Genomic DNA, 12,043 nt, shown 5'->3' with positions numbered 1-12,043 from the left:
CAGATATGCCAGACGTGAGCACAGACCTCAGGGTCTTCAACGACTTCGACCGAAACCCAGATTTGCTGAAGAAATTCGACAAGGTGTTGGAGGCTTATTCCGCCGCCGCTATTTTTGCAGATGTGCAGTACCGCACTGGCGTGATGGACAGCGCCATCAAACCGGCTTTTCGCGCAAAGGTGACAGGTCAGGCCGTCACGGTTCAATTGTCCAAGGGGGACCTTGTTGACCCCTTACGAGCGCTTGAGATGGCACAGCCAGGCGACGTTATCGTGGTTGATGCGGGTGGCGATCTGCAAACGTCGGTCTGCGGCGGCCTCATGGGCGGATTGGCTCAGAACCGCGGAATTCGCGGCATGATTGTTGACGGTACGGGTCGCGATACGGATGAGCTGGAAGACATCAACTGGCCGATCTGGACGCGCGCGATCACGCCACGCGGGACGCACACGATGTTTTCAGAACGTAAGGAAGAGCTTTCGATCAATGTTCCCATTGCCTGTGGCGGCGTGGTCGTGAACCCTGGCGATTTCATTGTCGCTGATCTGATGGGGGTCGTCGTGGTTCCGCAGCAAATTGCTGAAGAAACTGTGCGCCTGGCACAAGAACAGGCGGATCGCGAAGAGAAGACACGCGAATGGGTCGCAAAAGGCAAAACCGTTGAGGATCTGTTGAATGAATTCGGCCGTATCTGAACCAGCCCTCATCGGTGTTGATTGGGGGACGAGTTCGCTTCGCGCTTTTCTTATCGATACGGATGGCCAGGTTATTGAGGGTGTCTCTTCTCCCGAAGGCATTATGCAGGTGTCTGGAAATACCTTTGAGGCGGTCCTCGACCGCCTCATTGGTCCTTGGGTGTCGCAAACCGATCTTCCAATCCTTGCATCAGGAATGATCACAAGCCGAAACGGCTGGGTTGAAACACCATATGAACAGATGCCGCTCGGGGCGTGCCGCCTCGCGCAGGCCCTTGTACCACATGACACCGAAAGCGGTGTTCGCGTTCACTTCGTGACGGGTGCCTCTGTCGAACATGCTGGTGGACCGGACGTAATGCGCGGAGAGGAGGCCCAGATCATCGGCGCTTCTGCCCTTGGTTTGAGCGAGGGCGCTTTCGTGATGCCGGGCACCCATAGCAAGTGGGTGCAGGTTGCGGATGGCAAGATCGTGGATTTCTCGACCTATATGACGGGTGAGATTTTCGCGGCACTCAAAGGCCATACGATTCTGGGCACCCTGATGACAGACGACACCTTTGACGAAGAGGCGTTTACCATTGGGGCAAAGGCCGGGCTTGAGGGCTCATCAAACCTTTTGCACAGCCTTTTCCACGTCCGAACGTTGCCACTAATGGGAAAGATCCCCAATGGTGCGACGGCCGACTATATGTCTGGTTTGCTGATTGGCACAGAAATTGCCGCAGCCATCATAGACGAGTCTGAAATGGACGCGGTTACCATCGTGGGGCGGAACGACCTATCAGAGCGATATGAGATCGCTTTGCGCCTTGCGGGGCTTGAATGCCGGCACGCGCCTGATGATATCGTAGCAAAGGGCCATTTCCTGATTGCCCAGGCGGCGGGGTTGGTCGGATGATCGAACTTGCGACAGCTATCTCTCAGAACCCGCTGATTGCGATCCTGAGAGGGTTAGCGGCGGCAGACGCGGCCTCTGTTTCTGACACTCTGGTCGATGCTGGTTTCCGGATTATCGAGGTCCCGCTGAACTCACCAGACCCGCTGGAGTCGATTGCTGCGATTGCGAAGCGGCATGGATCGCAAGCAATTGTCGGCGCAGGGACCGTTTTGACAGTAGATCAGGTCGATGCGGTTGCCGATGCCGGCGGCCTGATCATCGTATCGCCCAATATGAACCCGAATGTCGGCCAAGCCGCCATCGCGCGAGGGTTATATTGGTGCCCTGGCATCGTGACGCCGTCCGAAGCCTTTGCGGCGTTGGAGATTGGCGCGTCAGTACTGAAGGTCTTTCCGGCTGAAATGGTACCGCCCGCTGCTATTGCTGCGATGCGGGCCGTTCTGCCCAAAGACGCGATCATCGCGGCAGTGGGCGGGATTACACCCGAAACAATGCCACCTTATCTTGCAGCGGGTGTGAATGGCTTTGGACTGGGATCAGCCTTGTTCAAACCCGATTATGAAATCGAAGACATCGACAGACGCGCTAGGGCGTTTGTCGAAGCAATAAAGAGGCGAGAATGAAACAAGTCCTTGTCACTGGTGGGACACGCGGGATCGGCGCAGGTGTTGCAAGGTCGCTCGCATCGGCGGGCTGGTCCGTTGTCGCAGCATCGGTTTCGCAGGCAGAGATTGATGCGTTTGATCCACAGGATAGGATCACGACATGGCTTCTGGACGTCACGAGCCAGACGTCTGTTGATGCGACTTTTGGTGAGCTTACCCAACTTGATGCCCTCGTTAACTGCGCCGGCATCCTGTTGCGCGGTGACGAATACGACATCGACGTTTTTGCACGCGTGCTGGACGTGAACCTGACGGGCACCATGCGATGCTGCCTCGCGGCGCATCCTTTGTTGACGGAAACCGGCGGTGCAATCGTCAACACCGCCTCCATGCTCAGCACCTTTGGCGGCCCACTCGTACCCGCTTATTCGGCCTCAAAAGGCGGCGTCGCACAACTGACCAAGGCGCTGGCTGGAAGATGGGCTGAAGACGGCGTCCGCGTGAACGCAATCGCTCCGGGCTGGATCGAGACAGAGATGACCCAAGGGCTGCGAGACGACCCCGACCGGACCGCAGGCATCATGGCGCGCACGCCAATGAAGCGGTGGGGAAAACCCGAAGAAGTTGGAGCGCTTGTGCACTGGCTACTGAGTGAGAATGCCAGCTTCGTCACCGGATCAGTCTATCCGGTCGACGGCGGTTATCTGGCAATGTGAGGAGAGCAAGATGACTGAAGATACAAGCCGGATGCCGTACCAATTGCCGTTCCCGAAGGATGCGCAGGAAGAGATCGTGATACCCAACGCCATGAGCGAAGATGACAAGCTTTGGGTGCCGCAAGCTGAGAATGTCTGGTTTCGCCCGCTGTGCCTAAACCGCTCGCAAGGCTATTGGATGAACCTGCTGAAAGTCCGCAAAGCTGGTGTCCTGTCGCGCCATCGTCATCCGCAGCCGGTTCATGGGTTTGTCCTGAAAGGCCGCTGGCACTATCTGGAGCACGACTGGGTCGCTGAAGAAGGCGGTTATGTCTACGAGCCACCGGGAGAGACCCATACGCTCGTCGTCCCCGATGAAGTCGAAGAGATGGTGACCTATTTTCAGGTCAACGGTGTGATGTGTTACGTCGATCCCTGGGGCGAAGTCACCGGCTTTGAAGATGTTTTCACCAAGATCGATCTTTGCCGAAAGCACTTTGACGAGGTCGGGCTGGGAGAAGACTACGTTGAACAGTTCATCCGCTGAGCATTTGTGTTTTGCGCTCGTGGCGCATGACGCAAGAAAAGATGAACTTGTAGAATGGGTGAGGCACAACAAGTCCTACCTATCTGATGTGCGTATCGTATCAACTGGTACGACTGGTGGGCGGATCAGTGAATCATTCCCGAAGCTAGCCGTCACAAGATTAAAAAGCGGCCCATTGGGCGGTGATCAACAGATTGGCGCGCTTATCTGTGAAGAGGAGCTTGATGCGTTGATCTTCTTCGTCGATCCACTCTCCCCGATGCCGCATGACGTTGATGTCAAAGCGCTGACACGTCTTGCGACCGTTTATGATCTGCCCATGGCGTGTTCGCAATCAACGGCAGATCTCATCGTCAGCGGGCTCTGCGGGCAGCCCACAGCTTAACCTGCCCAATCCGTCGGATTTCACCCGTTCAACTCATGCAGCATCCAAAAGGTATTGTGCAAGCTCGTCCAGTCGTTCGGCGCCCAGCTGGCTCATATTCGCTGTGATGTCGGCCTGCAAAATGTGCACGAGGTGCTCGATGCCCTTCGCTCCGAATGCCGCGACCGCATATTGAAAAGCTCTGCCCACCATGACGAAATCAGCACCCAAGGCCCACGCGCGCATAATATCGAGCCCCCAGGCAACGCCGGAATCGTAAATCAGAGGCACGTCTGGGCCAACCGCTGCTCGGACCTTCGGCAACTGGTCGATGACGGCGGGGCCGGCTTCGAACTGGCGGCCAGAATGGTTTGAAACCCAGATGCAATCAGCCCCCATGTCCACCATGCGTTTTGCATCTTCCGGCCGCAGCACACCTTTGACGACCAAATTGCCGTCCCATTCTTCGCGCAGTTCATTAAGGTATTGCCAATCTGGAATGCCTCGAATGAGAGCACCAGCATGGGTAAAGCTCTCGCGGCCTCGCTGGGGAACATAGTCGTCAAAGAACCGCATCCGCGGCATGATCCCTTCCCGCAGATGTGCAAGGCACCACGCGGGACGCACGGCCATCTCGATCAGCGTTCGCAGGTCGGTTCTTGGTGGCACGGTCAGGTTTGCCCGCCTTTGACGTTCGCGCCGGCTTTCTTCCGGGACATCAACGGTGATGATGAGCGTGTGAAAGCCCGCCGCCTTGATACGTGGCAACATTTCTCGTCGCAGGTCAGAGCTGTTAACCGGATAGTGCTGAAACCAGCCATTCTGACCGATGTGAGGTGCGACATCCTCGGGGGATGCAACGGCCACGCTGGACAGTGAAAACGGGATGTTATGGGCAACGGCAGCCTGCGCCAGCATGCGTTCGGCCCCCGCCCACATCAGGCCTGACATGCCGACTGGCGCAATTCCAAATGGCAGGTCAAAGGTCTGGCCCAGTAACTCGGTTTGCAGATCTGCTTTGGTTCGCCCGCACAGGACGCTGGGCATGAATCCGATCGCGTCAAGTGCGTCCCGGTTTACCTTCAAGCCCAATTCGCGACCTGTTGCGCTGTCGAGATACTCGAAAGCAAACTTTGGTATTCGCTTTCGTGCCGCAAGCCGAAGGTCTTCGATTGAAGGGTGTGACAGATCCAGGTCCATTATGCGCCAGCCCTGTTCGGTTGGACTACCATAGCGATGGTAGTGCCAAGGAAATGGCTGGCACGTAGGTGATCAGCATCAACAGAACCAGCATACCCACAAAGAAGGGCAGGATGGCCTTACTGAGCTGTTCGATTGAAACCTTCGAGATGCCGCTTGCCACAAACAGGTTCACCCCGAGCGGAGGCGTACAAAAGCCAATGGCGAGGTTTACCGTCAGGATGACGCCGAAAACGATGGGATCGACGCCAAGGGCGGTTGCGACGGGCAACAGGATCGGCGTCATGATGATGATCGATGAAATCGTCTCCATAAACATGCCAATAACCAACAAAAGAAGATTGATCAGCAAAAGGATCATGATCGGGTTGTCCGAAAGGCTGGTGATCGAGGCAGCCAGTTCCGTCGGAATGCGTGCCAAGGTGATCAGACGCCCGAATGCCGTTGCCATGATGACCAGCACCAAGATCGTTCCGCTGGTCTTGGCGCTTCCTGCGAGGATTGAGGGCAGGTCAGTGAACGTAATGTCGCGATAGACAAATATCCCGATGATGACCGCATAGACGACAGCCACTGCACCCGCCTCGGTTGGCGTGAAGATACCGCTATAGATGCCACCCAGGATGATCCCTGGTACCAAAAGGGCCCAGATTGAGGTCCGGAAGCTCTCCCAGACACCGGCACCTGAAAAGGTCGTCGTTGATTCCTGAACCGTTTTGTCATTGCGGAGCAAAATGCGAGCGACGAGCATGAACATCAACGCAAACAGAATGCCTGGCACGACGCCAGCAAGGAAGAGTTTGCCAATTGAGACCTCTGCCGTGACGCCATAGATGATGAATGGAATGCTGGGCGGGATCATCACGCCAATCATTCCCGAAGAAGCGGTCAATGCGCCGCTGAAGCGCCGTGTGTAGCCGACTTTTTCCATCTCGGGGATCATGTTGGATCCGATGGCCGCGACCGTCGCGGGCGAGGATCCGGAAATGGCCGCGAAAAACACGCAGGCCAAGACATTCACATAAGCCAGACCGCCGCGAATATGCCCGATCAGTGCATTTGCGAAACCGACGATCCGGCGCGACATGCCACCATGCTGCATCAGGTCGCCCGCGAGGATAAACAAAGGGACAGCGATCAGTGGAAAGGAATCCGCTCCAGTCACCACAGACCGAGCAAGCAGGACCATGGGCGGTGTGCCGTCAACAATGACCATGACAATCATTGTGGCCAGGCCGAGGCAGATCCCGATCGGCACGCTGAACAGAAGCAAGGCGAGTAGGGTTATGAAGAGAATGGTTGCCAGCATGTGTTCGCCCTCACGTTTTGGTTTGCGCGATCAGACGCAAGGTGCGCAGCAAATGCTGAACAACGCGGATCGCTGAAAGTGCCGCGCCGACAGGCGCCGAGGCATAAAGAATGGGAATGGGCAGCCCCAGGACGACCGACGACTGACTGGCAACAAAAGGCATCCTGATCAGCTTGATGCATTCAATCGTGAGCATTATGAGAAAGCCAAGAACCAAAACAGCGACGATTGCATCGACGATCAGTCTGCCCCGGTCGCTCAGGATGTCTCGCAGCACAGTAATGCGCACATGTTCGCCGGTGTGAAACGCGTAGCTGACGCCGATCCAGACGAACCAGACGAAAAGCCAAAGAGTAAGTTCCTCACCCCATGAGAGGGAGGCGTTCATAATGTAACGCATGAACACGTTGCCACTGATCAACAGAACAATCGCAGCCAGCAGCAAACTTGCCAAAGCCCTTTCTGCGTTCTCGTTAAGCCATTTAAGACCTGACATTTCACCCCTCCCAATTGGATGCAGGCGCCCCGGCGTCATCTGCCAGCGCACCTGCGATTTTAGATCAACGGAACCTTAGTTCGCGCTTGCTGCGGCAACCGCTGCAACCCAAGCGTCGTAAGTTTCTGCACCAACTTCATCACGATACTGCAAGCGGACGCTTTCGGTCGCATCGGCAAAAGCCTGACGCTGCTCTGCAGTCAATTCCAGCACCTCAACACCAGCGGCCCGGATCTCTTCCAACTGCGAGGCGTCTTCGGCAGCCACAGTCTCGGCCTGGAACGTGCGCGCTGCAGCCATCGAATCGCGGATAAGCTGTTGATGTTCTGCGGACAGAGAGTCGAAGAATGGCTGGCTGATCACTGGCATGTAGACAGCAAAGACATGGCCGGTCGTGGAGAGGTAGGACTGAACCTCGTAGAACCGCTGCGATGTAATGATGGCCAGCGGGTTTTCCTGCCCGTCGATCACACCCTGCTGCAGAGCGGAGTAGACTTCGCCGAAGTTCATCGGTGTTGGGTTTGCGCCGAGCGCCTGGAACGTTGCCACGTGGGCAGGTACCTGCATTGTACGCAGTTTGACGCCCTCAAGATCAGCAGGAGATGCGATAGGGCGCACGTTGTTCGTCACGTTACGAACACCCAGCTCCAGCCAGCCAAGACCCACAAGGCCCTGCCCTTCGATGCGCTCGATCATGCCGTCACCGGCTTCGCTCTCCAAAACGTTGAACGCGATGTCCTTGGACGCATACATGTAGGGCAGTTCGATGACTGCGAAAGCAGGGTCCCAGCCCGCGAAGAAGGACGATGGCGGAATGGCCATTTCCAAAACGCCAGTCTGAACGCCTTCAATCATTTCACGATCAGGACCCATTTGCGAGGACGGGAAGATTTGCACGTCGATCTCACCGTTTGAGCCAGCTTCCACCAACTCTTCGAAATGCATAAGAGCACGGTGCATATGAAATGACTCAGCCGCTCCATGACCCACTTTGATGACAGTTTCGGCAGACGCAGTGAACGCAAGACCTGCCGACAGGATCGCACCGAGTGCGATGTTTGATTTCTTAGACAAGGTATCCTCCCTAGGATTTAGTAAGTTAGCATTTCGGCTACTATCTGAGATATCAGATATGATATAGAAATCAAGCTTACATGTGGTATCGTGTGGGTGTGACCATTGGGACCGAAGCGATCATGACTGAGATAATGCAAATTAAGCGGCCGGATTCATTAAGCAAAATTGCTGAAGAGCGTATTCGGAAAGGGATCATTAAAGGCGCGTTTCGCTTGGGCGAGTCGCTGCAAGAAGCGAAGCTTTCGGAAGTATTGGGCATCAGCAAGACCCCGATTCGCGAAGCTTTGGCGGCATTGAAACTGCAAGGACTCGTCGAAATCATACCGCAGCGCGGTGCTTTCGTTTTTTCCCTCTCACAAGATGATGTGGTTGAGCTTTGCCAGTACCGGCTGTTCCTTGAGACTGCAGCTCTCGAACGGGCAATTAATGTAAGTCGCGACGCGTTTCTTGCAGCGCTAGGAGATATCGTCACACAAATGGCGGCGGCTCGCAGCGCAGATAGCTTTGAATTGTATCTGGAACTGGATGCAGAATTTCACGACACATTCTTCAGTTGTTGCGGCAACCATTACCTGCAGGAAGGATATCAGAAGGTCGGCGATATCGTGCGAACCATGAGGACGCATCTTTCAAAGCAATCGGAACGGACAGAAAAATCGTTCGCTGAGCACGAAGCGATCGTGACGCATTTAGACGAGGGAAGGTTCGACACAGCGTTGGCTGTCCTAAAGCGGCAAATCACGCGCGGTGAACGTTCATACTCAGACTTGATTGGTGCGAACCAATAAGACACACGCCGCTCCAAGCTCTTACGCGCAGCGAATGGCTGCAATTCGGTCTGCGGTTACAGTATGAAGAGTGCTTGCTGGATATCGGCCATTGCCCGACTCAACCTCGTACGGTTTTCGTCGTTTCCGCGAAGCCGACATTAGCGTCGTTGCAGCATTTCGGTACTTTGGGCTCTTTCCGGTCGTTAGCCGCGATTTGCACCAAGGTCCGGTTTTGCACGTTGCTCTGGGCAGATTGTCGATCGAAGCAGGCCGTCTCCGTTCAGAGCGGCCTGCGTGTCACCGTTATCCCACATATAAAGTAGGCCGATTTCGACGCCTGTTTTGATGCACGTAATACGGCCGATTGCTTCGGCGGTTGTGCGACTAATCTCAAATTCGGGCAAAACTAGCCCCTCTTATTAAACAGCTCTTGTGGATCGACTTCGAGAGCAAGCGCAATTTGCTCCAGAATATCGATCGATGCAGAGAATTTCGCGAGCTCGATCTCGCTGATATAGCTGCGATCCACCTCAGCAGCTAAAGCTAATTGTTCTTGGCTCAACCCTCTGGAATTTCTTAGATTCCGGATATTTAACCCTACTTGTACCCGTAATTTCATGGCCTGTATTCGGCCAGATCACAAGAATTGCTCTACGGAATATATTCCACAAAACGCGCGCGAGTGGATTTAATTACTTGCTCGCATATGGTGTGCAGGGCGAAGTTGGGCGACAACCTTCAATATTATAGGTATGATGTCAAAAGGCGCTTATTGATATGTGGCTCAAATCCATCCGGAATTTTCTTGGCGGGATCGCCGTGGGTGTCGTTTTCAGCTTGGCTCCGCAGACGGCAAAAGCCTACCAAGTTGATTGTGCAATTCTGCTTTGCCTGGCTGGCGGGTGGCCAGCTTCAGCAGAATGTGCCCATGCCCGTGCCGTTTTCATTAGGCGGATCACGCCTTGGCCGATCGAGCCGCCGTTGCAGATCTGGCGTTGTCCGATGGGGGTGGCGGAGCGAGCACCGTTGCAAAGCACGGCACCTCGAGTTTGGGACGCAAGCAATCATGCGGGAGAAAACCTCGGTCAAGTCATTCTAGCGCAGGTGATGGAGGGCGGTGCCGATATCGACATCAGCGGCCTCGAGTTCGACTTCGTACGCTCGATCCGCGTCTGGGATGTTCGGCACTATAGCCATCGTGAACGTGGTCGCGATGATGATTGCTCTGAGAGCTACAACATGCTCCTCGGGACCTATGGTATGCAGGGCAGATTTGGCTGGCAGCGGACGACACCAGCGGCCGCCCCGCGATGGGTTTTGCCGTCGCGACGTTGCTCTTCATCGAACTGGCGACGCGGTGTTGGCGTTGAGTGGGAAGATCACGAAGGCAACCACGGATACGAGTGGGTGGCCTATTAGGGCTATTCCCCGATGTCCTTCATACGTTCAGCGATATCACCGGCAATGCGCTCGTATAGGGAGGCTTGTTTGTCTCTGGCGGATCCCGGCTTTGGGTTCCTGCGACGGATTCGTTTGGCAAGCCAGAAAAGCATCCGGGCAGCGGGATCCGACGTCGCATCCGGTTCTGCTGCAGGGTACTTGTCTTCGAGCGCGACAACGATCTCCTGTGACAGGCTGCGCCGGTTGAGTGTGGCATGCGTCTCCAGCCGCTTTTTGAGGGCAGCAGGAAGCAAGAGTTTAAACTGGACCAAGGCTTCATCTTTCATGATTGCATGATGGACAATATTTGTCCTCAATTATATGGACATTTAATGTCCTTTTGTTGAGGTGTAAATATGAAGACAACCCAGTTCAAACTTAACCTGCCAGCGGACGTGAAAGCTTGGCTCGAAGAGGAGGCAGTGCGGAACTTGCGCTCGCAAGGAGCACAGGTTGTATCCTGTCTGCGGGTAGCTATGTCGCGACAGGAATCATTGGGCGAGGGGGCCGAGAAATGAGCCCAAACCAAATTCAACTCATTCCGACGCCAGAGCTGGCATTGTTGTTTGGGTTTGGAGAACCGAGCGCGTCGTTTTACGATTTCTGTCGTCGGACCGGTATCGCTCCGGTGCCTGGCCGGAAGGGTTGGTACGATCCGAAGCTCATTCGGGCGCGGTTGGATGCTGTTCAGGGAATCAACGCTGTGGAGCGTGATGCCGAGACGCGGCCGAGCCTTGTCACGCAACGGAGGGCTCGCCGTGCCCAAAAGTAATCTGCCAAAAGGGGTTCACCGTGTTCGGCGGAAAGTCGTGGCCGGTGTTCGATACCACTTCTACGCTTGGCGAGGTGGTCCAAAATTCTGGGAAGGGACGGAGCCAAACCCTAAAGAGCCCGAGTTTTTCCATGCCTTTACCATGTGCGGCACGCCTTCCAGTCCTTCCGAAAACCTGACGACCTATTTGGTTGATGATTTTCTCTCCAGCGCGTCTTTGCCCAAGGCCGAGCGTTCCAAAGCAGATATCCGAAAGTGGCTGGAACTCTTTCGCGAGGAGTTCGGAGCGGACCCTGTCGCAATGTTCGAAGAGCGCGCCTCGCGGGGTGAGGTGAACAATTGGCGCAAGAAGTGGCTCCATTCACCCAAGCAGCATGACATGGCTGGCACACATGCGACCCGCATTTTGAATTGGGCGGTGGAAGAGGGAAAACTAAAAGAGCACCACTGCCACAAGCTCAAGAAGCTCTATCAATCGAATCGCACCGAGATCATTTGGACCAGCGGTGATATTGCGCAGTTCAAAAAACATGCGCCCAAATGGGTCCAGCGGATCTTAACGGCGGGATGTGAAACCGGTCTGCGGGCGGCCGACCTGGTCCAGGTTCAGATGGACCAATTCGAAGACACGCCGCACGGCAAACGGCTTCGCTTTCGCACAAGCAAACGTGGTCAGATCGCGTATATCCCAGCCACTGCAGCCCTTGCGAAACTGATTTCAGATACACCGGAGGATCAGGAAATGCTGCTGGTGTCCGAGTTGAGAAGGCCTTTGACGGCCCGTTGGGCATCAAACCAAATAACGAAGTGGCGGCGCGAAGCACAAATTCCGCCATGGATCGATGGTCGTGAGAAGACTCTGTCCGATACACGCGGGACAGCTGCGACAAGATTGCTGAATGCGGACCTGTCTTTGCGTCAAATTGCGGTCCTGATGGGGTGGTCCGTGCGCTACGCCGCGCAGGTTATCGAGCATTACGCGCAGGTTAGCCCGGACGAAAGTGACGCTGTTTTGCGCAAACTTAATCAGGCCAAATCGCAGTCTGAAAACACAAAAATGTAAACGCCCCTGTAAACGGTAGGGCCCAAACATGGGAAGGAATGATCTAAGTGCTTGATTTTAAATGGAGGCGAGTACCGGAATCGAACCGGTGTACACGGATTTGCAATCC

At 55.2% G+C, this 12,043-nt stretch carries 15 protein-coding genes; 9 read left to right on the top strand and 6 right to left on the bottom strand.

The window, feature by feature from the left end; all coding sequences use genetic code 11:
- Window positions 1-5: 5 nt before the first annotated feature.
- Genes PG871_RS16950 through PG871_RS16925 form a run of 6 tightly spaced genes read left to right on the top strand, consistent with a single transcriptional unit; the run spans window position 6 to window position 3,828 of the window.
- Complete coding sequence (locus PG871_RS16950) at window positions 6-695, top strand: RraA family protein (RefSeq protein WP_270731428.1); 690 nt, start codon at window positions 6-8, stop codon at window positions 693-695.
- Window positions 676-1,596: a 2-dehydro-3-deoxygalactonokinase gene (locus PG871_RS16945; RefSeq protein WP_108814129.1), complete on the top strand. Its 921-nt coding sequence runs from the start codon at window positions 676-678 to the stop codon at window positions 1,594-1,596. The genes PG871_RS16950 and PG871_RS16945 overlap by 20 nt, the downstream gene beginning before the upstream one ends.
- Window positions 1,593-2,219 (top strand): 2-dehydro-3-deoxy-6-phosphogalactonate aldolase, encoded by a 627-nt coding sequence (locus PG871_RS16940; RefSeq protein WP_270731423.1) that lies wholly within the window; start codon window positions 1,593-1,595, stop codon window positions 2,217-2,219. The genes PG871_RS16945 and PG871_RS16940 overlap by 4 nt, the downstream gene beginning before the upstream one ends.
- The gene (locus PG871_RS16935) at window positions 2,216-2,917 is read left to right on the top strand and encodes an SDR family NAD(P)-dependent oxidoreductase (protein WP_108814131.1); all 702 of its coding nucleotides are present in this window, start codon (window positions 2,216-2,218) and stop codon (window positions 2,915-2,917) included. The genes PG871_RS16940 and PG871_RS16935 overlap by 4 nt, the downstream gene beginning before the upstream one ends.
- Before the next feature lie 10 nt (window positions 2,918-2,927).
- Window positions 2,928-3,443, top strand: coding sequence for a 2,4'-dihydroxyacetophenone dioxygenase family protein (locus PG871_RS16930; protein ID WP_108814132.1), 516 nt, complete (start codon window positions 2,928-2,930; stop codon window positions 3,441-3,443).
- The gene (locus PG871_RS16925) at window positions 3,424-3,828 is read left to right on the top strand and encodes a methylglyoxal synthase (protein ID WP_270731415.1); all 405 of its coding nucleotides are present in this window, start codon (window positions 3,424-3,426) and stop codon (window positions 3,826-3,828) included. Before PG871_RS16930 ends, PG871_RS16925 begins: the two co-directional genes overlap by 20 nt.
- A 33-nt stretch (window positions 3,829-3,861) precedes the next feature.
- Here the strand turns inward: PG871_RS16925 and PG871_RS16920 are convergent, their stop codons facing one another.
- From PG871_RS16920 to PG871_RS16905, 4 genes are read right to left on the bottom strand one after another with little or no spacing between them, the layout of a single operon-like run.
- Window positions 3,862-5,007 carry an alpha-hydroxy acid oxidase gene (locus PG871_RS16920; RefSeq protein WP_270731412.1) on the bottom strand — a complete coding sequence of 382 codons (1,146 nt, stop codon included), beginning with the start codon at window positions 5,005-5,007 and terminating at the stop codon, window positions 3,862-3,864.
- Window positions 5,008-5,032: 25 nt separating this feature from the next.
- Entirely contained in the window at window positions 5,033-6,316 is a 1,284-nt protein-coding gene (locus PG871_RS16915; RefSeq protein WP_270731410.1) for a TRAP transporter large permease, read from the bottom strand.
- A gap of 10 nt (window positions 6,317-6,326) precedes the next feature.
- The gene (locus PG871_RS16910; protein WP_270731407.1) at window positions 6,327-6,863 is read right to left on the bottom strand and encodes a TRAP transporter small permease; all 537 of its coding nucleotides are present in this window, start codon (window positions 6,861-6,863) and stop codon (window positions 6,327-6,329) included.
- A 24-nt stretch (window positions 6,864-6,887) separates the two neighbouring features.
- A complete protein-coding gene (locus PG871_RS16905; protein ID WP_270731404.1) occupies window positions 6,888-7,886 on the bottom strand; it encodes a TRAP transporter substrate-binding protein in 999 nt (332 codons plus the stop codon).
- Between the two features lie 80 nt (window positions 7,887-7,966).
- Between PG871_RS16905 and PG871_RS16900 the strand changes: the two genes are divergently transcribed.
- Window positions 7,967-8,677, top strand: a complete 711-nt coding sequence (locus PG871_RS16900; RefSeq protein ID WP_270731401.1) for a GntR family transcriptional regulator — start codon at window positions 7,967-7,969, stop codon at window positions 8,675-8,677.
- Window positions 8,678-9,065: 388 nt separating this feature from the next.
- Here PG871_RS16900 and PG871_RS16895 read toward each other — a convergent pair whose 3' ends face one another.
- Complete coding sequence (locus PG871_RS16895; RefSeq protein ID WP_270731399.1) at window positions 9,066-9,278, bottom strand: helix-turn-helix domain-containing protein; 213 nt, start codon at window positions 9,276-9,278, stop codon at window positions 9,066-9,068.
- A gap of 158 nt (window positions 9,279-9,436) precedes the next feature.
- Here PG871_RS16895 and PG871_RS16890 point away from each other — a divergent pair, with 158 nt between their 5' ends.
- The gene (locus PG871_RS16890; RefSeq protein WP_270731397.1) at window positions 9,437-10,078 is read left to right on the top strand and encodes a hypothetical protein; all 642 of its coding nucleotides are present in this window, start codon (window positions 9,437-9,439) and stop codon (window positions 10,076-10,078) included.
- A 2-nt stretch (window positions 10,079-10,080) separates the two neighbouring features.
- On the opposite strand, the gene PG871_RS16885 is transcribed toward PG871_RS16890, so the two are convergent.
- Complete coding sequence (locus PG871_RS16885; RefSeq protein ID WP_270731394.1) at window positions 10,081-10,386, bottom strand: hypothetical protein; 306 nt, start codon at window positions 10,384-10,386, stop codon at window positions 10,081-10,083.
- Window positions 10,387-10,665: 279 nt separating this feature from the next.
- Between PG871_RS16885 and PG871_RS16880 the strand changes: the two genes are divergently transcribed.
- A complete protein-coding gene (locus PG871_RS16880) occupies window positions 10,666-11,934 on the top strand; it encodes a tyrosine-type recombinase/integrase (RefSeq protein WP_270731391.1) in 1,269 nt (422 codons plus the stop codon).
- Window positions 11,935-12,043 lie beyond the last annotated feature (109 nt).

This window comes from Shimia sp. Alg240-R146 (assembly GCF_947331465.1).
Lineage (GTDB): Bacteria > Pseudomonadota > Alphaproteobacteria > Rhodobacterales > Rhodobacteraceae > Shimia.
Note: the sequence above shows the minus strand (reverse complement) of the source record. Positions and strands in the feature narration are given on the sequence as shown.